The organism is Rhodococcus sp. WB9 (genome assembly GCF_007558985.1).
GTDB classification, from domain to species: domain Bacteria; phylum Actinomycetota; class Actinomycetes; order Mycobacteriales; family Mycobacteriaceae; genus Rhodococcus_F; species Rhodococcus_F opacus.
This window is the reverse complement of record NZ_CP041769.1, coordinates 7,429,374-7,453,144: the sequence shown is the minus strand read 5'-3', so window position 1 is coordinate 7,453,144 and position 23,771 is coordinate 7,429,374. Positions and strand designations below refer to the sequence as shown.

Below are 23,771 nucleotides of genomic sequence, written 5' to 3'. Positions count from 1 at the left end.
CATAGTATAGTCGCTACTTCATTTTCATATCGTTGCTGCTTCCGGTTGTGCGAGCACACCCTCGGGGACAGGGCGAGCCGTGACGACACCTGACGCTGTCCGATGGTTCTCCATCAGGCAGCGTCAGACGTCGTCACGGAAGTCGGCAGCGGAACTCAGCTTTCGAGGAAACGCTTGACCTCGGTGGTGAACTCCTCGAGGTGCTGGAACAGGAATGCGTGACCGGCGTCGCTGTAGAGCACGAGCTTGGCCGCCGGGAGATGCTCGACCGCCGAGTAGGAGGCGAAGGCGTGGATCATCACATCGTGCATCCCGTTGGCGTAGAGGACGGGTTGGGTGATCGTCTTCAGGTTCTCGACCACCTGCTCCCACGGCGTCGCCAAGGCCGCGGTGATCGCCTGGAGCTGACCCATCGCGGCCTCCTCGCTGACGACCGGAGCGTCGGCGGGCATCGCGGCCGAGACCTTGTCGAAGTGGTCGAGCCCCAGCTTCCGGGATTCCTCGGTCTCCGGGTAGAAGAGGTACAGGGTGTCCTCGAGGTCGGCATTCGGCTTCGCCATGATCCCCAGGACGCGCTCGGTGATGCTCGGCATATTGGGGGCGAGGCCGGATCCGCTTCCCGCGACGATCAGCTTCCGGACGAGACTCGGCCGGGTCAGGGTAATCGCCTGCGCCACGACACCACCGAACGACCATCCGAGTAGATCCACCTCGGTCAGCCCCAAAGCGTCGATGAAGTCGATCGCGCCGGCCACGAAGCCCTCCACAGTGGTCAGGGCTTCACCACCGGTGTAGCCGATTCCGATGTTGTCGAAGCAGATCACGTCACGATCGTCGGCGAGGATGTCGACGAACTCCGGATCCCACCAGTCGACGGTGGCCCGGAATCGGTGGACCAGCAGGAGGGGGACACCACCGCGCGGGCCGAATCGGCGGTAGGTGAACCGCCCCAGAACCCCCTTGACCTGAAGGTTCTCAGCGGTGTGGACCGCTGTGTAGGTGCTCATATCTCTTTCCTCAAGGATTGTTGTGATACTTGGCCGTCTGCGTGTGGTGAGTGAGATGACGAGCGAGTCAGGGGATCTCGGCCAGGGCCGGGTAGTCGGTGTAGCCGCGCGCATCACCGCCGTAGAGGGTGCCGAAGTCGATCTCGTTCAGTTCCGCACCGGTGCGCCACCGCTCCACGAGGTCCGGGTTGGCCAGGAATCCCCGCCCGACAGCCACCGCGTCGGCGAGTTCCTTCTCCAGCAGCTCCTCGACCGTCGCCAGCGAGGTGGCCGCAGGTGCAGCGAGGTTGAGGAGCACCGAGCCGCCGAATCGCTGACGCAGGTCGCGGACGAGAGGTTCGAGCGCCTCGAACGGGCTGGCGAGGATGCTCAGGTATGCCAGGCCCAGCGGAGCGATCCCGTCGACGACCGCCCGGTAGGTGGCGGTCAGATCCTCACCGGGAATCTCACCGACGCCGTTCAACTGGTGACCGGGCGAGAGTCGCAGGCCGACGCGGTCCGCGCCGATCGCGTCGGCCACGGCCGTCACGACCTCGATGACGAAGCGCGCCCGCCCCTGCGGCGAACCGCCATACGCGTCCTCGCGCAGATTGACCGTGGGGTCGAGGAACTGGTGCAGCAGGTAGCCGTTTGCGCCGTGAACCTCGACGCCGTCGAGTCCGGCGCTGATCGCATTTCGGGCCGCGCCGACGAATTCTGCGATCACTCCGTCGATCTCGCCGGACTCGAGTGCCCGCGGCACGTCGTGGTCGACCATGCCTGAGAAGGTGAACATCTGCCCGGGAGCCTGGACCACGCTCGGCGCGACCGTGTCGACCCCACCCTTGTTGCTCGCGTGAGCGACACGGCCGACATGCATCAACTGCGCGACGACGGTTCCCCCGGCCCCGTGCACGGCGTCGGCGACAAGCCGCCACCCGGCGACCTGCTCGTCGGTGTACAGACCGGGCACCGCCGGGTAGCCCTGCCCGACCGCGCTGGGCGCGGTGCCCTCGGTGACGATGAACCCCGCCCCTGCGCGCTGGGCGTAGTACTCGGCGTTCAGCGCGGTCGGCGCGTTGCCCTCTCCCGCGCGGCTGCGCGTCAACGGCGCCATGACGAACGACTGGGGCAGGTCCCAGGATCCGATGCGAACCGGTTTGAATGCGACGGACATGCGGTGATCCTCCTGAAGGGCGACGGGTCCCGAGTGGACCCAAAGACTGTTACTTTAAATTACTATAGCGTCCACTATAGTAATGAGCAATCGCCACTCCGAAGTCGTACTCAGCTGCTCAGTCGGCCTTCACCGTCGCGGCGGTCGAGTTCGTGCAGCACATTCTGTGTCGTGGCATCGGAGGCCTGGCGTGCGTCGAGTGCCACACCTGCTACCCCCCGCATGGCAGAGACGCCCGCCCACAGCCGCGGACGGAACACCCGCGCCTTCCTGCGCTCGACACCGTCGACGATCCCGCGAGCGTGCAGCCGAAGGGGCCGAGGGTGCCGATCCTGCCGTATCAACCCCACCGTCGCCGGTGCTTACCGCCCCGGGAGTGCACCGGGATTGGGACCGGGTCGCATTGCGGGCATGGACGGTCTGCGTCAGCACTTCCGTGGTGGCGGTCGCGGTCGTCGCCGTGCTGATCATGGTCGGATGAGAATCAGTGCCCGGAGCGGGGATCGCGGTACGGTGCGGAACCGTAAAATGCCCGTCTGCTCCGGTCGATATGGGGTCGGGCGCACGCCGGGGCCGGGTCGACCTGGGTCACAGCACTCAGGAATCCCGCGACCAGCGGGAACAGTCGATGCGAATCACAGGAGCGAAGCACGTTGTCGGACTTCCAGTTCCACGAGCATGAACTCGAGCAGCTGGCAAAAGCCACCGTGGAGCGCACCCTGCAACACATGATGGATCGGTTGCAGCAGGAGTGCAGGGGCAAGTCGGTCGAGGAAACGAAACGTCGGTTGGGGCAGGCGCGGGAGGACGCCCCGGACGCGGACATCACCGACCCGGAACTGACCGCGTATGCCACGGAGTTGGCCGCCGGAAAACGCGTCATCATCACACTCACGTAGCCCAGGAAGCGCCACGACTGGTCTCGTGGATCGGCGTGGCGCCTTCGCACGGCAGCCGAATGTCGTCGGTGCTCTGGCGGGCGATCTCGGCCATGTGTGGGCCACGAGTAGGGAGAGGGTCACGACGTCCGCTCGTCATGCGCCCTGTGATCGCGATGGGCTCGACGAAAAGCGTGCGGCGAGTTATCGGCGCTTGTAAAGCTGAACTCTGGACTCTGCCTGAGGGGCTTCAGGCAGAGTCCTCGACGTGATTCGCTCCTGCGGTGCCCGGCCGAGGGTGCCTGCGGGCTGACTGCGAAAGAGTGCTTTGCGGTGCGCCGGGGCGTCCGCCCGCACCGGTAGCGGCGACGACAATCGGATGGGGACCCACGCCACGCTCGGGGCGCCGCTGGCGCGGCGGCGTGCTGCGGTCACCGATGTGGGCCACCTGTCGCGGCACGAGTTCACGGAAGTACTCGAGTTTCGTATCGTCGACCAGGCCGGGCAGAAGCAGCTCCCAGGCGGTGGTCAGGCGGGCGGGCAGATCATCCGAGTGGCCGGTGACCGCGGCCAGTAGGCGGACCCCGGCGAGGGTTTCCACCAGGAGTAGAGCGACCGCGTCGGGGTCGTCGCCGCGAAGATCGCCTTCTGTGACGGCGCGGCGGGCGAGTTCTCGGTAGTCCGATAGCCAGGCGGCGAGCAGGGGTGTGTCGGTACCGGAATGGTCCCGAATCTCGCTGATCAGGCGGAACGCCGCCTGGACCACGGCGTCGTTGACGGCAGGATCGAGCAGCAGACACGAGATGCCGATCAGCGCCTCGAACGCGGGAATCCGGAAGGTGAGGAAGGGACTGCGTGCGGTCCTGAATCGGGCATCGCCCGCCCCGATCACCGCGCGTGCGAGTTCTTCCTTGGAACGGAAGCGGCCGTACAACGCACCCTTGGTGACGTGCGCGCGGGTGGTGATGGTCTGGCCCGTGCGTAACCGAGGCGGGTAAATTCTGCCGCCGCCGCGAGTAGCAGCGCCTCAACGGTGATTTCCGCTCGCTTCTGCATCGACGGGTCCTTGGGAACAAGGTGCCCCTCGTGCTGTCAGGGGAGGCCTCCGGGCGCTTGTTCTGATGTCGATAAACAGCATTCGAGCCACAAATGGCTTACCACTAAAATGATCACCCCACGGTTGCTGTCGAACTAGAGAACTATGTCACCTGCTGACGGCCGATGGCGGAATCCTCATCCGGGCTATCGAAATGGAGGGTCCGCACCCATCGGGTGCGGACCGCAGACTAGTGAGACAGCCCGCACGTTCGTGGCCTGCGGGCCCTTCTGGCCCTGTCCCACCTCGAACTCCACACGCTGGTTCTCGTCGAGCGACTTGTAACCGCTGCCCGAGATTTCCGAAAAGTGCACGAAGACGTCCGGAGTTCCGTCGTCGGGGGCGATGAAACCGAAGCCCTTCTCGCCGTTGAACCACCTCACAATGCCCTGCGCCATGCATACTCCCTACAACCTCGATCCGGGCACTCACATCGAATTCCCGATCTCGACAGCGCTGATCCTGCCACGTCCTGCCCATCGCGAGCCGATCCACCGGCCGCAGGGGTCTGTCCAGATAACGGTGTAACTGGTTGATTTCTAGCTACTTTCGTCCGGCGGACAGGCGTCCGTCGAAGGTGATCTCGAAGGCATTCAGTGCTGCCTTCCAGCGGTTGGACCAGCGCTGGCGGGCGGTGCCTTTGGGGTCGAGGCTCATGATGGCCAGGAACACGCATTTGAGGGCCGCCGCTTCGGTCGGGAAGTGGCCGCGAGCCTTGACCGCTCTGCGAATTCGGGCGTTGACGCTCTCGATGGCATTTGTCGTGTAGATGACCTGCCTGATGGCATCGTCGAACTGCAGGAACGGCACGAACTCGGCCCAAGCATTGGTCCACAACCGGATGATCGCGGGATAGCGCTTCTCCCATTTTTCGCTGAACTCGGCGAACCGATCCAGCGCAGCCTGCTCCGACGGCGCGGTGTAGACCGGCTTGAGGTCCTTGGCGATCTCGGCCCAGTCCTTGCGAGATGCGTAGGCATAGGTATTCCGAAGGAGGTGGACCACACAGGTTTGCACGATAGCCTGCGGCCACACCTGACCGATCGAGTCAGGCAGATGCTTGAGACCGTCGCACACGACGATCAGAACATCCTGCACACCACGATTTTTCAGCTCAGACAACACCCGCAGCCAGTACTTCGCCCCCTCCCCGTCACCGTGCTCGCCGGCCCACAATCCGAGGATGTCGCGAGTGCCATCCACCGTCACCCCCATCACGACGTAGATCGGCCGGTTGGCCACGTTGCCGTCGCGGATCTTGACGTGGATGCAGTCGATGAACAGCACCGGATACACCGGGCGGATTCCACTGATCGAAGCGAATCCTTTCCCGAGAGGATTACGATGCCCAGGTATGCGTGGAACAAGTCACCACAGGAGGACAAGCGCCGCTACTTCGAGCTGATCAGACAAGGCCACTCAGGATCGAAGGCGGCAGCAATGGTCGGCGTGTCGCTGAGCTGTGGGTCGTTGTGGTTCATAGACGCTGGCAGTGTGTCTTATGTCGAGAGTCCGATCAGTAGCCGTTACTTGAGCCAAGACGACCGTATCGAGATCGCCGACGGGCTGGCCCGTGAGGAGTCGGTCAAGACGATCGCGGAACGCATCGGCAAAAGCTTCCAGTCGGTGTACAAGGAGATCGCACGCAATCGAAAATCGGATGGTCGCTACCAACCGTGGTATGCCCACAACCAGGCACACCAGCGTCGACGACGCCCGAAAGTGCGTGTGTTCACCCACGATGACACGCTGCGTCAGCTCGTCGCCGCTAAGCTCGGCAAGCGCTGGTCACCGGCACAGATCAGTCGATGGCTGCGGCGACGCTACCCACGCCGCACGGCGTGGCACGTGTGCGTTGAGACGATCTACGAAGCGGTGTACCGCGGACTGGTCCTGGCTGCGACTGGCGGGTCTTTGCGCACCGGCCGGACTTATCGCCGGCGCCGTGGCCGCGGACGATCCCGGGACGGTTCGCTCAAGCAATCAACGAATATGACGCCCATCGCGCAACGGCCAGCCCACGTGGAATCACGTCGTCAGGTAGGGCATATCGAGGGCGACCTCATCATCGGCGCCGGCCAGAGATCGGCGATCGCGACACTCGTCGAGCGCAAGACGCGATTGACCATCCTGGTCGCGATCCGCGGTGGCCACTCCGCGCAAGTCGTCGGGGATGCTCTCATCGAGCGCTTCACACGGATGCCCGTCTCGCTGCGGCGGTCGCTGACCTGGGACCAGGGCAACGAGATGTTCCAGCACGAGCGCATCGCGGCCGCCACGGGGTTGAAGATCTACTTCGCCGATCCCCACTCGCCGTGGCAGCGGGGATCGAACGAAAACACCAACGGCTTGCTGCGGCAGTACTTCCCGAAGGGCACCGATCTAAGCTGCTGGACCCAAGACCAGCTCGACGAGGTCGCTGCCGAACTCAACGACCGTCCGAGGCTATGCCTGAACGACCGAACTCCAGCCCAAGCTGTGCGACGATGGTGGCACCCCACGACGAACCAATAATTCGCCACGATCAGTGGAATCCGCCCCGGGTCCAGCGGCCGGTTCTGCCACTCGGCCATGCGGTCCATCACCCGTTCGGTGATCGTCGAGATCGTCTGCTTGGACACCTCGGCGCCATAGACCTCGGCCATGTGCGCAGAGATCTCACCGGTGGTCAGTCCCTTGGCCGACAGCGAGATCACCATGTCTTCCACCCCGGTGAGCCGCCGCTGCCGCTTGGCCACGATCTTCGGCTCAAAGGAGGATTCCCGATCGCGGGGCACCTCCAGCTCGACCGGCCCAGCCTCGGTCAACACGGTCTTGGCGCGTCTGCCGTTGCGGGAGTTGCCGCTTCCCCGCCCGACCGAGTCATTCTTGCCGTAGCCGAGGTGGTCGTCCATCTCACCCTCGAGCGCGGACTCCACCACCAGCTTGGTCAACTTCGCCAGCAACCCACCCTCACCGGTGAGCTGCAGGCCATCGGCCCGCGCCTGATCCACCAGCTCCTGCAGCCTCGCGTCGCTGACACCCACACGTGCCGAGTTCGATTCATCCTCACGATCAATCACATCAGTCATAATGGTGCATCTCCTTTCAGAGTTACACCGTTGTTCTTACAGTCCCGGCCGCAGACACATGGAACTGCTCTGGAGGTTGCAGCTACTGCGATAGATCCCATTGGACTGGTGGTGAGGGATTATTCGAAACCTGCGGTATTCCTAGGTGGTCGGATCCGGCAGTCATCGTGTTCGAACCTCGTGACGTCTCATGCGTTGGTCCGGACAGAGGGAGATCGGGTGTGATGTCCGTCCGGTGCCTGCGAGCCGTTGTCGAACTAAGCTGGCCAACTCACCGCTTTCGGTCGATCAGCGAAATGGCGGGCACGGAGGGGTCCGTCGCTGTAGGGATTGCACGCAACGCCGAACGCCGCCCTGAGCAGCCAATATATTGCGTTTCTGGATATGCCTCGGGGTTGAGGGTGACCGCATCGGTCGGACTGCGGCCGAGAGGGAACGGGGTCGGTCCGCACTGGAGTCGGCAATGTGGCAGGCGCCCGGGAAGATCATCCTTCCCGGGGCCTGCAGGTTGTCCGTGCCGCTGATAGCGCTCAGGGCTGGCACGGACCGTTCAGGCGGGACGCTACGGAGTGTCGCTGTTTCCGGTGGCGGTTTGGAGTTCGGTGACGGTTTCGTCGATCCAGTCGCAGATGTAGTCACGCACCATGGGCATGTTGTCGATGCTGCAGTGCTCGACGCCCCCTTCGCGATCGGTGAAGATCTTCAGCTCCCGTTTGGGGCTGTTGACGAGGTCGTCGAAGAGGTTGTGGGCGTATTCGAGGGGAATCTGCCGATCGTGCGCGCCGTGGACGACCAGGAAGGGGACCTCGACTCGGTCCATGATTCCGCGCAGGGTCACCTTCGGGGCGATGGCGAGGAACTCGTCCATGTCCTTCGCGCCCCACACCCAGCGCACGTGTTCCCAGTAGTGGGGCACGGGCCGGTCACCCTGGTTCTCGAGGCGGCGCAGCTGGACCTGGCCCCAGTCGTAGTTCGCGCCCCACGCGACGCTGAACCTGATCCGCGGCTCGAAGGCGGTGGCCCGGGGCCCGTAATACCCGCCCAGCGACCAGGCGAGCATCCCGATCATGGTGCTGTCGATGTCCTCGCGCTGTTCGAGCAGGTCGATGCAGGCGGCAGCCCACTGTTCGCTTTCGGGGATGGCGGTCATCGCGCGCAGGCGGAGGGCTTCACCGGCGCCGGGGGCGTCGACCATCAGCGTGGAGATCCCGCGGCGCCGCAATTCGTCCGGGGTGCCGGAGCCGTAGAACTGTTCCTTGGTGCTGTCGAGGCCGTTGAAGAAGATCACGCACGGGGCCGGGCCGTCGGTGTCGGCGCGCATCAGGATTCCGGGGAAACTGCCATCGCCGTAGGGGATTTCGACGCGTTCGGCGGGCTGGTCGGTCAGTTCGAGGAATTTTGCGAAGCTGGCCAGGGTCTTGGCGTAGGCCTCCTTCCGCGGCGCGTAGGAGTGGTTCTGCATGCGTTCGGCGGTTTGGTAGTAGACCGCGGCGCGGCGGTGCTTCTCTCCGGCGCTGTGGCGGCGGCCGAGTTTTTCGTCTTCGTCGGCGAGTTCGACGAGGGTGTCGGCGATGCCGCACCAGGAGGTGAAGAACGCCTGGGTGGCTTCGTCTTCGGTTTGTTCGCCCGCGTCGACGAGCGGGCGACAGGCGCGGTCGACCTCGCCGATCAGACCGCCGGTCGCCAGGGCGAGTCCCGCGGACAGGTTCCACACATACTTACCCGGTACGGGTTCGAACATTGTTGTCTTCTTTCATCATTGCTGGTCAGGTGGGTGGTGGTCCCCACTGGTCGAGCGGGGTAGGCGCGGGGCGCTGTTCGCGTGGCCGGCCCGCTCGGTGGATGGGGGTTATCGACTCAGGCCGAGCGCGGCGTAGGTCTGTTCGACGGTGGCGATCTCGTGGCCGAGTTCGGTGGCGAGTCTGACCGCGCGTTCGACGAGGGGGGTGCTGCCCTCGGCGAGCTGTCCCTTGCCGAGGTAGAGGGTGTCCTCGAGTCCGGCGCGGGCGTTGCCGCCGAGCGCGAGAGCGATCGCGGTCAGCTCCAGGTTCGTGCGCCCGATCGCGATGACCTGCCAGATCGCGCCGTCGGGTAACCGTTTGACCATGGTCAGCAGGTTGTCGGCGGTGGCCGCCATCCCGCCCTGCACGCCGAGCACGATCGAGAACTGCAGCGGCTCGGGAAGCAGTCCCTTGTCCCGCAGCCGGAGGCACGCCTCGAGGTGACCGGTGTCGTAGATTTCGAGTTCGGGTTTGACGCCGAGGTCACGCATCTTCGCCGCCATCCGCTCGACACCGGCGGGTGGGTTCAGGAATTCGCCTTGCCCGAAGCTCATCGAGCAGGGGTTCAGGGTGGCCATCTGCGGGGCCAGGTCGATCAGCTTCTCGCGTTCGTCGAACGGGACGGTCAGTCCCACGCCGGTGGACATCTGGATCAGGATCGGGCACCGCTCGGCGATCAGGTCCATCACCTTCCGTCCGATCGCCAGGTCGGCGGTCGGGCGTTGCTGCTCGTCGCGCAGGTGGATGTGCGCGACGGAGGCGCCGGCCCGGAAGCCGGCTTCCACGGCGTCGGCGATTTCCTCGGGGGTGGTCGGCAGGTGCGGATTGTCGGCCTTGGTGGCGATCGGCCCGGTCGGTGCAACGGTAATGGCAACGCTCATGTCAGTGAACTTTCGGTACGGGGTGTGCTGCGACGGGTGGGCGGTGACGGGCCGGGATCGGCTACACGGGGGCGGGCACCCACAGGCCCTTGTCCGGGTCGTTGAACATGGCAGGGATCATCTGCTCGGTGATCAGCCCGCCGGTGCCCCACTGGTCGGCGGCCTCGGGTTTGGCCTCGAAGCGCCGCGGCTCCCAGGTGTCGTCGTCTTCGATCTTCTCGAGTTCGGTGGTGTATTCGACGACGTTGCCTATGGGGTCGAGGAAGTAGGAAAAGGTGTTGTCCCCGGCGCCGTGCCGTCCCGGCCCCCAGATCGGGGGTTGGCCGGCGCGGGTGAGACGGCCGGTGCCGCGCATGTATTCGTCGATGCCCCGCATCTCGAACGAGACGTGGTTGAGGGAAGTGTGCGGGCCCTGGGAGATCGCGAGGATGTGGTGGTCGGTGCGTACTCGCATGAAGCACATGTGGTCTTCGAGCCAGTCCGAGAGCCGGAACCCGAGGTGCTGCTCGTAGAAGGTTTTGGTGGCGACGACGTCGGTGGAGTTGATGACCACGTGGCTGAGCTTCTGGGGAATGGATTCGCGCGGCTCCAGCGCCCGGGCCTGCCGTTCCTCGACATCGCTCGACACCTCGATCAGCCGGCCGTCGGGGTCGAAGAAACGGAAACCGTAGCCGCCACCGGGGGTGTCGAGTCGTTCGGGTTCGCGCACCAGCGTGATGTCGGCGGCGCCCAGGCGCTGGGCGAGCGCGTCGACGTCGGCTGTGGTGTCGACGGCGAAGGAGATCAGGTCCAGGCGTTTGTCGGAGTCTTTGCGGACCCGCACGATGTAGTGCTCCGGGTGGGCCGGCGTGCCGAAGAAGGCGAGCCCGTTGTCCTCGGCGACCAGCTCGAGACCCCAAGTGTTGGTGTAGAACTCGACCGAGTCGTCGAAGTTCGGTACGGCCATTCCCACGTGCCGGACATGGGTGATTGGCGATTTGGCGGGTGCAGACATAGTGTCCCTCGGTTCTAGATGGAGGCGGTGGATCAAGGAGCCAGGCGCACCTCCGAGACCGCGCAGCACAGTGGGCACTGCTGTCGGCGAGGAGGTGGATGCCCCGAGTACGTCGTGGGCTCGTCGATATCACCCGACGCTAGTGCCCCCGATCACACAGGTGTTATCGATTCTCATCGATCTGAGTCATCACTGATGTCGATACTCAGGTGTCGAGGGCGGCGGCTGCCTGACGAATCCGCTCACGCAGCCAATGGTGCGCGGGACTGTCCTGGTGGCGTGGACTCCAGAACATCGCTTCGGTGATCGAGGTCAGCTCGACCGGCGGTTCGAGCAGCCGAATCTGCGCTTGGGCGGCGAGGCCGCGGCCGAGGCGCTCGTGGAGGAGCGTGAGGAACCGGGTGCCGCGCAGCATCAGGGGGGCGACGACGAAACTCTGTGTGGTCACGTCGATGGCGCGGTCGACTCCCCGGGCGCGCAATTGCAGCTGGGCTGCCGACGGCAGCGGACCTCCGTCATACGCCAGGTACGGCAGGGTTTCGAATTGCTCGCGGCTGATGGTCTCACCGATCTCCGGGTGGTCGATATCGATAGCGCACACGAGCCGGTCCTGGAACAGGTCCTCCGACAGCAGCGGGGCGCCGGATCGTTCGATCTCGCGGGGAACGATGAACAGGTCGATCTGACCACGGCGAAGCTGGTCGGCGTAGTCGCCGCTGATCGGACGCACGTTGATCCGCACGTTCGGCGCTTCGGCCGCGAGCTCGCTGAGCAGCGACCGCAGCAGAACCAGCAGCACGTAATCGCTGGCCAGCAGGGTGAACGTTTGCTGGTCGACCGCGGGATCGAAGGTGCGGCGTCGCCCCAGTGCGCCTTCCATGATGGACAACGACTGACGGATCGGTCCGGTCAGGGATTCGGCGACCGGAGTAGGGACGAACACCCGCCCGTCGCGCACCAGGAGGGGATCGTCGAACAGCTTGCGCAACCGCGCCAGGGACGCACTCATGGCGGGTTGCCCCACCGACATGCGTTCGGCCGCACGGGTGACACTCCGCTCGGCCATCAGCGCGTCGAACGCGACGAGCAGATTCAGATCAACGCGCTGCAGATCGCGCACCTGCCACCTCCCAGACTCCTCGAGTATCAACCTTATCGATGTATGGCATCGACAGGAATCACTTGGCGGCGTGTGTTCCATGTCATAGCGTGGGGTTCCGGCGAGCCGGCGCATAGCACGAAGCCCTCGCCCGCGATCCCGATCTGAGTTGGTCAGCGCCCAGTGCACTGCCCCCGCCCAGCACCCCCCAAGGAGTTCCCATGTTGGTCCAGAAAGTTCTCGTCGTCGGCGCCGGAATCGGCGGACTGGGGGCGGCCGCACTGCTCGCCCGGCGCGGTGTCCAGGTCGAGGTCATCGAAGCCCGCCCGGATTCCTCCGTCCTCGGAGTCGGGATCAACCAGCCCGCAAACTCGCTGCGGGCACTGGCGACGATCGGGGTCCTCGACGAATGCCTGAACGCCGGATACGCCCACAGCGGCAACACCTTCTTCGACTGGCACGGCAATCTGATCGTCGACTGTCCGTCCCGCCTCGGCGGCGACGACGTCCCGGCCAACAGCGCCCTCTCCCGCGCCGAGCTGAAGCGAATCCTGCTGCGCGCCGCCGAAACCGCCCAGGTCAAGATCCGCTACGGAGTCACCGTGGAGGACCTCACCGACGAGGGTGATCGGGTCCTGGTCCACAGCAGCGACGGTGCCCGCGACTTCTACGACCTGGTAATCGGCTTCGACGGGGCGAAGTCGACGATGCGTGAACTCGTCGCCGGCCCCGGGCACGACCCGGTGTTCAGCGGCTACGGGGTGTGGCGCAAGACCATGCCTCGCGACCCGTCGGTCTCCAACACTCTTCTCTTCCAAGGTGATCGGACAAAGGCCGGAGTCATCCCGCTGTCCGAGGACTCGATGTATCTGTTCCTGGTCACTCCCGAACCGGGCAACCCCCGCCACGACCGGGCCGACTTCGGAACCCTGCTCACCGCGCGCCTCGCCGGCTACGAGGGACTCATCGGCGATCTCCGAGACGCCATCGACGGCCCCGACGGCATCGTCTACAGCCCGCTGAGCGAGGTCCTGCTCCCCGCACCCTGGAACCGCGGCCGCCTGATCGTTCTCGGCGACGCCGCGCACATGTGCGCACCTCATCTGACCCAGGGCGCCGGCATGGCCCTCGAAGACGCCGTCGTACTGGCCGAGGAACTCGGCCGCGGCACCGACCTCGACGAGGCCATGACCGCATTCACCGCCCGCCGATACCAGCGCGTCAAACTCGTCCACGACGCCTCGCATGCCATCCTCGCCGGCGAAATGGCCATCGACGCCGCATCGATCCCGGCCGCCTGCGCGCACATGCGCGAAGCGCTCCCCGCCCAGACCGCGGCCGTCGAAGACGCTCTGAATCAGCCGTTCTGAGCACGTCAGAGCTATCAGTCCACCCCAATATCCCGAGGCACTTCACCATGCGCACCCTGATCGACATCTCCGTACCCCTCAAGACTGGGATCGCCTCCGACCCACCGGGTTTGCTCCCACAGATCGACTACCTCACCCACCAGGACACGGTCGACGACATCCTCGCCTTCTTCCCCGGCGCCACCAGAGCAGATCTACCGGACGGCGAAGGGTGGGCAATCGAACGCGTCTCGATGACCACCCACAGCGGCACCCACCTCGATGCGCCCTACCACTACGCCTCGACGATGAATCGTGGTCAGCGCGCGATCACCATCGACGAGGTCCCACTCGACTGGTGCCTGCAGCCCGCCGTGAAACTCGACTTCCGGCACCTCGACGACGGCTACGTCGTCACCCCCGACGACATCGACACCGAACTCGCCCGCATCGGCCACACCCTCAGCCCCCTCGAGATCGTCGTCGTCAACACCGCGGCCGGCACCCGCTACGGGCACGACGACTACGTATCCACAGGCTGCGGAATCGGGCATGACGCCACCGTGCACCTACTCGAACAAGGCGTACGCCTGACCGGAACCGACGCCTGGAGCTGGGACGCACCCTTCACCTACACCGCCGAACGGTACGCCCGCGACCACGACGGCTCGGTGATCTGGGAAGGCCACAAGGCCGGACGACAGATCGGCTACTGCCACCTCGAAAAGCTGCACAACCTCGAAAACCTCCCCTCCACCGGGTTCCAGGTGTCCTGCTTCCCCGTGAAAGTCCACGGCGGATCTGCGGGCTGGACACGAGCCGTCGCGATCGTCGACGCCCCTTAGTGGTTCCGCCCATAAGTTCGTTGGGGGTTCAGGTCCAGGCCGTCGGGTCGTTGAGGTAGAGACCGCAGACGGTGTCGAGGGCGTCTTCTGGGAGTCCGGCGGTGTGGCCGTTGGGCAGGAAGGAGTCCTCGTATCCGTCCTTGCTCGCAAGGTAGGCCGCGAAGCCCCATTGGGAGGCGGACCCGCCGTAGCGTAGTCGCATCAATGGCTGGGTATCGCCGTCGACGAGTTCACCGGTGACATAGGCGAACTGGCCACGGAACCGAACTCCGACACCGGTCAGCTGTGGCCAGCGTTCGCGTGCGCGTTGGGACAGGCGCTGTTGCAGCGACGTCTTCGTGGACTGAGGAGGCGTGGCCATGATCACTGATCCTGCCCGACCGGCGCGTCGCGAGCCAGTCCGCCGGGTGAAACTCGAGACTGAAGTGACTATTGGGAACTTCGGTTTGGGGTATGAGCATTGCCTTTGATCAGTGCGGATCCGGTCAGGGTGACCGGATCCCAGCGCCGCGAGCTGAATCGTTTGCTTCGAGCCGGGCGCACCGAACAGCGTCTTGTGCTGCGCGCCACCATCGTTTTGTGGGCTGCGGATCGGTGCCCAAGTGCCGCGATCGCCCGGGCGTTACGCGTGAGTGTGGAGACCGTCCGCAAGTGGCGGGGCCGTTGGAACGCCGCGCCGGGCGTGGCGTCGTTGGGAGACGCGAAACGGTCGGGTCGGCCACCGAAGTTCACCCCGGTGCAGGTCACGCGGGTCAAGGCGATGGCCTGCACACCCCCGAAGGAGTGTGGGGTGCCGTTGGCCCGTTGGTCGTGTCCGGAACTGGCCCGCCACGCCGTCACCGACGGGATCTGTGCGTCGATCTCGCAGGCCACGATTCGCAGGTGGCTCTCCCAAGACGCCCTCAAGCCCTGGCAGCATCAGTCGTGGATCTTCATCTCCGATCCGAACTTCGCCGCCAAAGCTAGCCGTGTGCTCGACCTGTATGCCCGGGTGTGGGATGGGGAACCTTTGGGCGAGCACGATTATGTGATCTCCTCTGACGAGAAGACGTCCATTCAGGCCCGCTGCCGCTGTCACCCCCCACTTCCACCCGGCCGCTCCCGGACGATGCGGGTCAACCACACCTACAAGCGGCGCGGCGCCGTCGCCTACCTCGCTGCTTACGATGTGCACCACGCGAATGTCTTCGGTCGCTGCGAGGACACCACCGGCATCGTTCCGTTCGCCCGTCTCGTCGAGCAGGTCATGACCCAAGCGCCCTACGCGTCGGCGGAGCGAGTGTTCTGGATTGTGGACAACGGCTCGTCACACCGGGGGCAAGCGGCGATCGACCGGCTTGCCGAACAGTTTCCCAACGCGATCATGGTCCATACACCGGTGCACGCGTCGTGGTTGAACCAAGTCGAGATCTTCTTCTCCATAGTTCAACGAAAGATTGTCTCGCCCAACGACTTTACTGATACCGACGAAGTCGCCGCACGATTGGCGGCCTTCGAGACCCACTACAACCGGGCAGCCCGACCGTTCAAATGGAAGTTCACCACCGGCGACCTCGCCGATCTGCTCGCCAGGCTCGACCGCCACGAACGCGACCATGATCAGCCCGACAAAACAGCCGCTCAAGCCCGTGCCGCATGACCCCCAACGAACTTATGGGCGGAACCACTTAGGACCCGACCCGACCCGACTCGACCACGACCACGACCACGACCACGACCACTACCACTACCACCCAGGAGTACACAGTGACGGTTCCGCTTCGATGGATCGTTCTCATCGGCTGCTTCATCGCCTACCTCTTCGACGCCCTCGAAATCGTCATCCTCTCGCTCGCGCTGCCCTCGATGCGGCCCGATCTCGCCATCTCCGTGCCACAGGGCGGACTGCTCGCGACCGCCACCCTCCTGGGCATCGGCGTCAGCGCCATCACCGCCGGTTGGTTCTCCGACCGATACGGCCGCAAGAAGCCACTCATCCACTGCCTGACCGTCTTCGGAACTCTCTCCGCCAGCCTCGCCTTCGCCAGCAACTACGAGCTGATCCTGGCGATCAGATTCCTCTCCGGATTCGGCCTCGGCGGGGTATGGGCCATCGTCGCCGCCTACGTCGTCGAAACCTGGCCGGCGCAATACCGCGGCCGCGCCGTCGCCTTCGTCCTCAGCGCATTCCCGCTCGGCGGTGCACTGGCCGCCGTGATCGCCACCCTGGTTCTGCCGTCCTGGCGAATGATGTTCTTCATCGCCGGCGCCGGCGTCATCATCCCGATCCTGATCGTGCTCCTCGGCTTCAAAGAATCCCAGGAATGGCTCCGCACCCGGCAGGCAGGTGACACCGAGGTATCCGCCACACCCGTTTCCCAGATATTCTCGCGCGAATATCTCCGCGTCACACTGCTCGGCACCGCCGTCTGTGCCTTCTCACTCGTCGCCTGGTGGGGCGCCTCCACCTGGCTGCCGACATTCCTGCACGAGGACAAGAACGTGCCGATGCCCACCGTCGCACTCTTCATGACCGTTCTGAGCCTGGGCATGTTCCTCGGCTACAACGTATTCGGGGTGATCGCCGACAAGATAGGCCGGAAGAAGGCAATCATTATTTCCCTCACCGGGACCGGACTCCTGCTCCCGTTGTACGCCATCGCCGCGAGCGAAAGCACGCTGCTGTGGCTCGGCCCGGCCTTCGCGTTCTTCGCCGCCTTCACCGGGCTGTTCGGCTCCTACCTGGGAGAACTATTCCCCGCACATATTCGCGCCACCGGCGCAGGATTCTGCTTCAACGTCGGCCGCGGCATATCCGCCCTCGCCCCGCTCATCCTCGGATCATTGGCCGCAACGGTCGGGTTCAGCTCCGGATTCGTAGTCTGCGGCTGTTTCTTCCTCGTCGCCGCCGTCCTGATGATGGCACTCCCCTCCACCGACACACGCGAACCCAGTCGACAAGCCCCGAGCCCAGCCAAACCACCCATCCACTCACGCTAGTCAAGGAAATGACCGGGGATCGTCCCCGCTGGGAGTCCGCTGACGAATCGCGGCGACGATCCCAGGTCCGGCAGGCGAGACCACTAAACTCGGCGAGGGGCTAGTACGGTTGCGGCGCCGCAGCCGACACTCGGTGCGGTCGCCAGCATCGGTGTTCAGCCGGATGCGCGCCGAATTGGTACTGCCGACGAAGACGCACTGGGAGAGCACGGCGTTGCTGGCGCCAACCGATTCAGTCGCAGATTGCTGTTACCCATCTCCGAGTGTGTTGAGTTGCCGAGCTGAGAGGTAGTGGCTCCAGTCGCGTTGAGCCAGTCGCGTCCATCAAACGGCAGTAGTGATGTGGATACCCAACAGATCAGCGAGGACGGGGGCGGGCAGGTCGTCCGCCAGATCAATCAGGGCGGCAACACGACTCGCCCCGGCGTGGATGCCTGCCTGGTTGAGATGTCTCCTGATCGTGCCTGGACCGGTATGTTCTCCCGGCCGAGCGCCGCCCCTTCGACCAGCCCACCTGCCACCACCAGAAGTAGCGCCAGTGCCGCATCCCAGCCCCTCGGCTGACCGCCGAGAACGTGCTGGGACAGCTTCGCTGCAACGGCGGCAGCGGTCATGCCGACGGCCTCGGCACTCGCGCACAACGCAATCCAGCGCTTTCCCGACAACCCACGGGCACCACCTTCGAACGGTGTGTGGTCGGTTCGCTGTCGACCCCACCCAAATGCCGTCATCGCCGCTCCCCCCGGCGAGCCTCCGCGCGGACGGCGCCGGTCCACCGGTCGGTATCGGGCCGGCCGCCGGTGTCGCGATAATGGCAGGCGCCGTAAGCTATCGCCCCAGCGAATAACCGGTGGTCGCGTACGTCTGCTGGGGCCCGCAATCGCTGGACAACCCGCGGCTCCCGGATCACCCGACGCAGGTCGTTCGCCACCCGCGGCGACAGTATGGTGCTCCTTATACACGCAGAGGGCACCGAGAACGCCCACACGACCTTGGCCTCCAGGTGCGAGCGCAGACGGTCGATCATATCCGCGGCAGCGGGCAACCACTGTCTGTTGTGAATAGCACTACCGGGCACCACCTCGTAGTCATTCACTTCGGCGATGTCGGCGCAGGACTGCAGACCCACGTCATGACCGGCCGAGTCGAGCCCCGCCGTGATGCGTTCGGTGATCGCTCGTGCCGAACCCGTCGCGCTCGCGTGCCCGTCGAGTATCTTCATCGTCTCGTCCTTTGCATGATGTGCCGCAACGAAGTTGCGGGCTTGTCCAGTGCGCCGGTAGCCGATCTGGTCATGTGCTTTCTCTGGAGCGTGCCGGGGAGGGCGGTGGTGATCGCGTCGCCGCCACCGAACGCAATGTCCCGTCACGGTCACCGGCAGTGGGAGCCCTATCGCTGGTCGCCTGCCAGCCGGGGCAGGGTCATTCGTCGCCCGGTGACGTGCTCGATGTCGAGGACGAGGTAGCAGTCCGAGGACCGGACCGTCCACGGGGAGGGACCGGAGTGGTCGAACCCGGACAGATACTCCGAGCCCGTGGCGGTACGGGCATGGCCGAGAACGACCACACTCCACCCGTCGCGGGTTCCCGACTCGACATGCCCGGCCTCGAACGCGACGAACGTCCGATCGAAGCGGCCGAACCAGGACTCGTTGTCGGTCGCGATGATGATCTCGGCGCGGGGGGCGGCGAAGGTCACCAGCCGCACCGCGGGCAGGGCGTCCTCGGTGTAGAGCAGACGACCCGTGGGCACCGACCGCAACGCGTGGACGCATTCGGTCGGGGTCAGGGTGCCATTACGGCCGGAGGTACGCATTGCGTGGTCTTCTTTCCAGGCGCGACGGTCGTGTGCGTGCGTCTACTCCGTCAGCATGAGCGTTTGTTCCCCCCGTGGTTAGAGTCCTAAGTCGTTCGCCTGCCGCGGCAGAGACCCCACCAGGAGCATCGCCCACCCGTCGCGGGGTTTGACCTCGACGACAAGGGGATATCCTCGGGGTGTACGCGCCGCCGTCGGCTACGTCGCCCGCGCCTGTACGGCGGGCGAGTCAGGAAGCGGCGCAGAAAGCTGGTAGACGATGCCAGGAGACGACGAATCGCTCCTGCTCGACACTCTCTCGCAGTTGCGGCTTCGTCAGATGCTGACCGAGCGGCAGGACCGCATCGAGCAGATGACCGCCTCCCGGGAACACTTCGACGGACTGCTCGAGGCGATGCTCACCGTCTCGTCCGGGCCTCGACCTCGCTGCGACCCTGCGGCGGATCGTCGACGCGGCCATCAGGCTGGTCGACTGTCGATACGGAGCCCTCGGCGTGCTCAACCACAGCGGAGACCGATTGCAGGAATTCGTCTACGCGGGCGTCGACGACGAGACTCGCCACCTGATCGGGGAGTTGCCGACCGGGCACGGCCTGCTCGGCCTGCTCATCGACCGCCCCGCACCGCTACGCCTGGACGACATTACCGGGCACCCCGCGTCTGCGGGGTTTCCCGCACATCACCCGCCGATGCGCACCTTCCTCGGTGTGCCGGTCCACATCCGCGGGCAGGTCTACGGCAACCTCTACCTCACCGACAAAGCCGCAGGCCAGTCCTTCACCGAGGACGACGAAGGCCTCATCCAAGCCCTCGCGGCGGCGGCCGGGATCGCCATCGACAACGCCCGCCTGTTCGAACAAGCCCGTCAGCGCCAGCAGTGGCAGCAGGCCACCAGCGAGATCCGCGGCGAACTGCTCGCCGCCATCGACCCCAGCGAGGTGCTCGACCTGATCGCACGCCGGGCCCGCCACCTGGCCGGCGCCGACCACGTCCTGATCGCCCGACCGGACGACCTCGACCAAGTTTCCGCCGACGTTACCGCCCTCACCGTGACCGCGTACGCAGGGAACGATCCGAGCGTGCCCGGGTTGCGGATCGGTGTCGACGACACGGCTACCGGGCGGGTCTACCGCACAGGGAACCTGATCCAGGTGCCGCAGATCAGCGATGCCGGCCCGCATGGTCCGGCTTCGCTGCTGCCGTTGCGGGTGTCCGCCGACTCGGTGACCGGGGTTCTCGCCCTCGTCCGCAATCGCGGCCGGGAACCGTTCGACGACCGCCAACTGCCGCTGGCCGCGGCGTTCGCCGACCAGGCCGCCCTCGCGTTGAAACTGGCCGATGATCAACGCCAGCTGGCGGCCGTGTCGCTGATCGCCGAGCGGGACCGGATCGCCCGGGATCTGCACGACCACGTCATCCAACGGTTGTTCGCGCACGGACTGCACCTGCAAAGCGCCCAGGCCCGCAGCCGCGTCCCCGAGGCCCGGCGCCGGTTGTCGGAGATGATCGACGACGTTCAAGACATCATCACCGATGTCCGCACCGCCATCTTCGACCTGCACGGCGGGGAGGACGACGGGTTCGCGCTGCGCCCGGCGTTGACCGCGATCGTTACCGAACAAACCGGTGAGAGCGGATTGCGCACCACGATGCGCATGTCCGGGCCACTGAGTGTGGTCACTGGACCCCTCGCCGACCATGCCGAAGCAGTGCTGCGGGAAGCACTGAGCAACGTCGTACACCACGCCCACGCCCACCAGGTGGATGTCACTGTCTCCGTCGACGACGACCTCACCATCTGCGTCACCGACGACGGCATCGGCATCGCGCCGGCCTCCACGCGCAGCGGCCTTCACAACCTCACTGCCCGCGCCGAACAGGCAGGCGGCACCTGCACCCTCACCACCCCCGCCCCCGGCGGAACCCGCCTGACCTGGACCGCACCCCTGCCGGAAGTGTCAGGGGCAGAGTGAGTTTCGCCCGTTCCGCGTTCAGGCGCGCGTAGGCTCAATGATGTGTAATGGCGCACCGCGCCGCAGCCCTGGGCCGAGTAGTTCCGGGCCCGAGCTCGTCCCGCGATCACTGCGGGCTATCGGCCCCCGCCGATCCGAGCCCACCCGCGAGCGCGCCGGCCAGGCCCAGGCCACCGAGTTGCAGTGCGCGGCGGCGGTTGATCGGTTCCGTCAGTCGCAGTCGTCGAGCATGCGCAGCCGGTCACCGAACTCCTCGGCGTCGATCTCCCCCGGGTGAAACGTTCCTCGAGGATCTCGCGGGCCCGGGTATGTCCGGCCGGCGGCGCGAGGTGTCCGCGGTGCGGCCCGTGATGTGGCTGGCCGGTCGAGATGTTGCGCGATACACCAGCAGTCCCCCCACCACGACGAGCAGTACCGGCCCGGCCACCCGTTCGGTCGGAACGCCTGCGTCTGTCACCTCTAATAATACGCCGGGGGGTATCGATGAGTTACCTTCTCCGGACCGCTGTCGGCAGCGGCGCCGCACCCGGCTGGTCCCCACGTGCACGCGGGGACGGTGATCACCGATGCGTGCACGGCCGTCCTGCACCATCCCGTGGTCGCCAGGAGTTGCTTTCAGCGCTGGGCGGGCACCCCGATCCCACGGGTGCCCTTCGAGTTCTCGTAGTCGTCGTTGATCAGCACGGTGGTGCGGTCGGGTCGGTCGATCATCGAGGCGGCGACGGAGGCGCGGTAGCCGGAGGCGCAGTGCACCCAGACCTCACCGGTGGGTAGCTCGCTCATGCGGCCGAGGAGCTCGTGGAGGGGAATGTTGATCGCCCCGCCGATGTGGCTGCTGTCGTATTCGTTGCGTTGGCGGACGTCGAGGACGGTGATGTCCTTCTCGTGCAGTGCCTCTGTGAGGGCGGGGAAGTCGGCGACCCGGTAGGAGCGCAGTTCGGTGCCGGCGACGAGGGTGTGGATTTCGCCGATAGCGGCGCCGGTGAGGTCGTCGATGCCGATGCGGACCAGTTCGCGGCGGGCGTCGGCGACCTGGTCTTCGTTTTCGCCGATCAGGGTCAGCGGTGCACCCCACTGGTAGAGCCAGCCGAGGTAGGTGACGAACGAGTCCGACAATTCGAAGCCGAGGGTGCCGCCGAGGTGGCCGGCGGCGAAGGCGGTGCGCTCGCGCAGGTCCACGACCCATTCCCCGGCCGCGATGCGGCGGCGGAGCTCGTCCGGGTCGACCAGTTTGGGTAGCGACAAATCGACCGGGGCCGGTCCTTTGGTGTTGATCACCCCCATGTGCGCGTAGTAGGCCGGATACTCGGACAGTCCGGCGATCAGTTCGTCGACGTAGCTTTGCTCGTCCTGGGTCAGGGCGGGGTTGGTGGTGCGTTGTTCGCCGACGGTGGAGGAGTCGCCGGCGGCCGGGGTGGCGGCGCAGAAGCTGCCGAATCCGTGGGTGGGGTAGATCTTGGTGTCGGCGGGGAGCTCGTCGGCCAGGCGGCGCACCGAGTGGTACTGGGCGTGGGTCAGTTCCCGGGTGTGGGCCTTGCCGAGGAGGTCGGTGCGGCCGGTGGTGCCGAAGAGCATCGATCCACCGGTGAAGACTCCGCGGATGCCGCCGGTGGTCTCGCGCAGCACGTAGCTGACGTGGTGGTGGGTGTGGCCGGGGGTGTGCATGACCTGCAATTGGATCGGGCCCGCGTCGATGACGTCGCCGTCACCGACGGCGCGCCGCTGGTAGCCTACGTCGTCGCCGGTGGGGACGGCGTATTCGGCGCCGACCGTGCGGGACAGTTCGAGGCCGCCGGTGACGTAGTCGTTGTGGATGTGGGTTTCGAGGACGTGGGTGATTCGCACGCCCCGGTCCTGGGCGAGGGTGAGTACCCGGTCGATGTCGCGTTGCGGGTCGACGACGACGCCGACGGTGCCGGCGCTGATCAGGTAACTGCGATCGCCCAGACTGGAGGTCTCGATGATCGATACATCCATGACTCGTACCTTCCTCACATATTCTCTGGTGTTCGCATGCCCGGGAGGGCATAGGTGAAACGGTGTGATGCAAGCCGCCCGCGGCATCAGCGCAGCAAGATCGTGTCGATCAGCACGTAGGCGGCGACGGCGAAGACGAGGTAGGCGAACCACCGCTGCAGCCGGTCGGTGTCGACCTTGGTGCCGAAATGACCGGCGATCAGGGACCCGGCGATCGCGGTGCCCGCGAAGGCGGCGGTGATCGCCCAGTCGATGCTCGCGCCGCTCAGGTGCGAGATCAGACCGGCCGCCGAGTTCGCGACGATGATGATCAGCGAGGTGCCGACAGCGACCGACATGTCCAGACCGAGCATCAGCACCAGGGCTGGGATGATCAAGAATCCGCCGCCGACACCGAACAGGCCGGTCAGGAAGCCCACCGCGACTCCGGCTGGGATGGATCGGGGGGCGCAGCGGCGCCAGTCGATCCCCGAGTCCCCGACCTCGCAGGCCGTGCCGGTGTCGCCTCGGTCCATCAGCATCCGGATCCCGGCGACGACCATCACGGCGGCGAAACCGACCATCACCACCGATTGCGGCAGCAGGCGCCCGACCGCGCTGCCGGCGAAGGTGGCGGGAATGCCGCAGGCGGCGAATACCCCGGCCATGCGCCAATTCACTTGGTGCTCGCGAATTTTCGGGACGGCTCCGGCGAGGGAGGCGACACCGATCACGAGCAGGGAGATCGGAATGGCCTGTTCGAGGTCGAGGCCGAGGCCGAAGACCAGCGCGGGGACGGCCAGGATCGACCCTCCGCCGCCGAGGAGTCCGAGCAGGACGCCGATGATCGCCCCGAGCGCGAGTGCGACCGCTGTGTCCACATTCCTCCTT

At 65.7% G+C, this 23,771-nt stretch carries 20 protein-coding genes and 4 pseudogenes; 8 read left to right on the top strand and 16 right to left on the bottom strand.

Annotated elements, in window-relative coordinates; translation table 11 throughout:
* Window positions 1-155 precede the first annotated feature (155 nt).
* Window positions 156-1,007, bottom strand: a complete 852-nt coding sequence (locus FND50_RS34800) for an alpha/beta fold hydrolase (protein WP_144288768.1) — start codon at window positions 1,005-1,007, stop codon at window positions 156-158.
* Between the two features lie 67 nt (window positions 1,008-1,074).
* Window positions 1,075-2,103, bottom strand: a complete 1,029-nt coding sequence (locus FND50_RS34795) for an alkene reductase (protein ID WP_397493054.1) — start codon at window positions 2,101-2,103, stop codon at window positions 1,075-1,077.
* Between the two features lie 418 nt (window positions 2,104-2,521).
* On the opposite strand from FND50_RS34795, the gene FND50_RS37440 reads away from it, so the two are divergent.
* Window positions 2,522-2,644: a hypothetical protein gene (locus tag FND50_RS37440; protein WP_260850834.1), complete on the top strand. Its 123-nt coding sequence runs from the start codon at window positions 2,522-2,524 to the stop codon at window positions 2,642-2,644.
* 172 nt (window positions 2,645-2,816) lie between these two features.
* Window positions 2,817-3,062 carry a hypothetical protein gene (locus tag FND50_RS34790; protein WP_144288766.1) on the top strand — a complete coding sequence of 82 codons (246 nt, stop codon included), beginning with the start codon at window positions 2,817-2,819 and terminating at the stop codon, window positions 3,060-3,062.
* A gap of 229 nt (window positions 3,063-3,291) precedes the next feature.
* Here FND50_RS34790 and FND50_RS34785 read toward each other — a convergent pair whose 3' ends face one another.
* The 3 genes and pseudogenes from FND50_RS34785 to FND50_RS34775 all read right to left on the bottom strand — a co-directional run.
* Window positions 3,292-3,975 (bottom strand): TetR/AcrR family transcriptional regulator, encoded by a 684-nt coding sequence (locus FND50_RS34785; RefSeq protein WP_260850833.1) that lies wholly within the window; start codon window positions 3,973-3,975, stop codon window positions 3,292-3,294.
* A gap of 359 nt (window positions 3,976-4,334) precedes the next feature.
* Window positions 4,335-4,535: pseudogene (locus tag FND50_RS34780) on the bottom strand (cold-shock protein); the annotation flags it as partial.
* A 145-nt stretch (window positions 4,536-4,680) separates the two neighbouring features.
* Window positions 4,681-5,433 (bottom strand): annotated as a pseudogene (locus FND50_RS34775) (IS256 family transposase); the annotation flags it as partial.
* Window positions 5,434-5,481: 48 nt separating this feature from the next.
* Here FND50_RS34775 and FND50_RS34770 point away from each other — a divergent pair.
* Complete coding sequence (locus FND50_RS34770) at window positions 5,482-6,651, top strand: IS30 family transposase (RefSeq protein ID WP_144289256.1); 1,170 nt, start codon at window positions 5,482-5,484, stop codon at window positions 6,649-6,651.
* Between the two features lie 29 nt (window positions 6,652-6,680).
* Here FND50_RS34770 and FND50_RS34765 read toward each other — a convergent pair.
* The 5 genes and pseudogenes from FND50_RS34765 to FND50_RS34745 all read right to left on the bottom strand — a co-directional run.
* Window positions 6,681-7,208, bottom strand: a pseudogene (locus FND50_RS34765) (transposase); the annotation flags it as partial.
* Window positions 7,209-7,770: 562 nt separating this feature from the next.
* Window positions 7,771-8,949, bottom strand: a complete 1,179-nt coding sequence (locus FND50_RS34760) for a S9 family peptidase (RefSeq protein ID WP_144288764.1) — start codon at window positions 8,947-8,949, stop codon at window positions 7,771-7,773.
* 108 nt (window positions 8,950-9,057) lie between these two features.
* Complete coding sequence (locus tag FND50_RS34755; RefSeq protein ID WP_144288763.1) at window positions 9,058-9,870, bottom strand: 3-keto-5-aminohexanoate cleavage protein; 813 nt, start codon at window positions 9,868-9,870, stop codon at window positions 9,058-9,060.
* A 61-nt stretch (window positions 9,871-9,931) separates the two neighbouring features.
* A complete protein-coding gene (locus FND50_RS34750) occupies window positions 9,932-10,816 on the bottom strand; it encodes a VOC family protein (RefSeq protein WP_260851081.1) in 885 nt (294 codons plus the stop codon).
* A gap of 253 nt (window positions 10,817-11,069) precedes the next feature.
* The gene (locus FND50_RS34745; RefSeq protein WP_222105601.1) at window positions 11,070-11,984 is read right to left on the bottom strand and encodes a LysR family transcriptional regulator; all 915 of its coding nucleotides are present in this window, start codon (window positions 11,982-11,984) and stop codon (window positions 11,070-11,072) included.
* Window positions 11,985-12,184: 200 nt separating this feature from the next.
* Here FND50_RS34745 and FND50_RS34740 point away from each other — a divergent pair, with 200 nt between their 5' ends.
* Window positions 12,185-13,333: an FAD-dependent monooxygenase gene (locus FND50_RS34740; protein ID WP_144288760.1), complete on the top strand. Its 1,149-nt coding sequence runs from the start codon at window positions 12,185-12,187 to the stop codon at window positions 13,331-13,333.
* A gap of 47 nt (window positions 13,334-13,380) precedes the next feature.
* Complete coding sequence (locus FND50_RS34735) at window positions 13,381-14,157, top strand: cyclase family protein (protein WP_144288759.1); 777 nt, start codon at window positions 13,381-13,383, stop codon at window positions 14,155-14,157.
* A 28-nt stretch (window positions 14,158-14,185) separates the two neighbouring features.
* Here FND50_RS34735 and FND50_RS34730 read toward each other — a convergent pair whose 3' ends face one another.
* Entirely contained in the window at window positions 14,186-14,518 is a 333-nt protein-coding gene (locus FND50_RS34730; protein ID WP_054246209.1) for a hypothetical protein, read from the bottom strand.
* A 129-nt stretch (window positions 14,519-14,647) separates the two neighbouring features.
* Here FND50_RS34730 and FND50_RS34725 point away from each other — a divergent pair, with 129 nt between their 5' ends.
* The gene (locus tag FND50_RS34725; protein ID WP_260850739.1) at window positions 14,648-15,796 is read left to right on the top strand and encodes an IS630 family transposase; all 1,149 of its coding nucleotides are present in this window, start codon (window positions 14,648-14,650) and stop codon (window positions 15,794-15,796) included.
* Between the two features lie 107 nt (window positions 15,797-15,903).
* Window positions 15,904-17,136 (top strand): MFS transporter, encoded by a 1,233-nt coding sequence (locus FND50_RS34720; RefSeq protein ID WP_144288758.1) that lies wholly within the window; start codon window positions 15,904-15,906, stop codon window positions 17,134-17,136.
* Window positions 17,137-17,534: 398 nt separating this feature from the next.
* On the opposite strand, the gene FND50_RS37435 is transcribed toward FND50_RS34720, so the two are convergent.
* The 3 genes from FND50_RS37435 to FND50_RS34705 form a co-directional block, all read right to left on the bottom strand.
* On the bottom strand, window positions 17,535-17,867 hold the full coding sequence (locus FND50_RS37435) for a hypothetical protein (protein WP_260850832.1): 333 nt from the start codon (window positions 17,865-17,867) through the stop codon (window positions 17,535-17,537).
* Complete coding sequence (locus FND50_RS34710) at window positions 17,864-18,358, bottom strand: flavodoxin domain-containing protein (protein ID WP_144288757.1); 495 nt, start codon at window positions 18,356-18,358, stop codon at window positions 17,864-17,866. Before FND50_RS34710 ends, FND50_RS37435 begins: the two co-directional genes overlap by 4 nt.
* Window positions 18,359-18,525: 167 nt before the next feature.
* A complete protein-coding gene (locus tag FND50_RS34705; RefSeq protein ID WP_144288756.1) occupies window positions 18,526-18,951 on the bottom strand; it encodes a pyridoxamine 5'-phosphate oxidase family protein in 426 nt (141 codons plus the stop codon).
* Window positions 18,952-19,210: 259 nt separating this feature from the next.
* Between FND50_RS34705 and FND50_RS34700 the strand changes: the two are divergent.
* Window positions 19,211-20,924, top strand: a pseudogene (locus tag FND50_RS34700) (GAF domain-containing protein).
* Between the two features lie 615 nt (window positions 20,925-21,539).
* Here FND50_RS34700 and FND50_RS34690 read toward each other — a convergent pair.
* Window positions 21,540-22,901 carry a rhodanese-like domain-containing protein gene (locus tag FND50_RS34690; protein WP_144288755.1) on the bottom strand — a complete coding sequence of 454 codons (1,362 nt, stop codon included), beginning with the start codon at window positions 22,899-22,901 and terminating at the stop codon, window positions 21,540-21,542.
* A gap of 86 nt (window positions 22,902-22,987) precedes the next feature.
* Window positions 22,988-23,761 carry a sulfite exporter TauE/SafE family protein gene (locus FND50_RS34685; protein WP_144288754.1) on the bottom strand — a complete coding sequence of 258 codons (774 nt, stop codon included), beginning with the start codon at window positions 23,759-23,761 and terminating at the stop codon, window positions 22,988-22,990.
* Window positions 23,762-23,771: the final 10 nt, after the last annotated feature.

Bases quoted from the DNA above. Each gene is read 5' to 3' on its own strand.
- FND50_RS34800 (WP_144288768.1), bottom strand. From the start codon at position 1,007: ATGAGCACCTACACAGCGGTCCACACCGCTGAGAACCTTCAGGTCAAG.
- FND50_RS34795 (WP_397493054.1), bottom strand. From the start codon at position 2,103: ATGGCGCCGTTGACGCGCAGCCGCGCGGGAGAGGGCAACGCGCCGACC.
- FND50_RS34770 (WP_144289256.1), top strand. From the start codon at position 5,482: ATGCCCAGGTATGCGTGGAACAAGTCACCACAGGAGGACAAGCGCCGC.
- FND50_RS34760 (WP_144288764.1), bottom strand. From the start codon at position 8,949: ATGTTCGAACCCGTACCGGGTAAGTATGTGTGGAACCTGTCCGCGGGA.
- FND50_RS34755 (WP_144288763.1), bottom strand. From the start codon at position 9,870: ATGAGCGTTGCCATTACCGTTGCACCGACCGGGCCGATCGCCACCAAG.
- FND50_RS34750 (WP_260851081.1), bottom strand. From the start codon at position 10,816: ATGGCCGTACCGAACTTCGACGACTCGGTCGAGTTCTACACCAACACT.
- FND50_RS34740 (WP_144288760.1), top strand. From the start codon at position 12,185: ATGTTGGTCCAGAAAGTTCTCGTCGTCGGCGCCGGAATCGGCGGACTG.
- FND50_RS34735 (WP_144288759.1), top strand. From the start codon at position 13,381: ATGCGCACCCTGATCGACATCTCCGTACCCCTCAAGACTGGGATCGCC.
- FND50_RS34730 (WP_054246209.1), bottom strand. From the start codon at position 14,518: ATGGCCACGCCTCCTCAGTCCACGAAGACGTCGCTGCAACAGCGCCTG.
- FND50_RS37435 (WP_260850832.1), bottom strand. From the start codon at position 17,867: ATGACGGCATTTGGGTGGGGTCGACAGCGAACCGACCACACACCGTTC.
- FND50_RS34710 (WP_144288757.1), bottom strand. From the start codon at position 18,358: ATGAAGATACTCGACGGGCACGCGAGCGCGACGGGTTCGGCACGAGCG.
- FND50_RS34705 (WP_144288756.1), bottom strand. From the start codon at position 18,951: ATGCGTACCTCCGGCCGTAATGGCACCCTGACCCCGACCGAATGCGTC.
- FND50_RS34690 (WP_144288755.1), bottom strand. From the start codon at position 22,901: ATGGATGTATCGATCATCGAGACCTCCAGTCTGGGCGATCGCAGTTAC.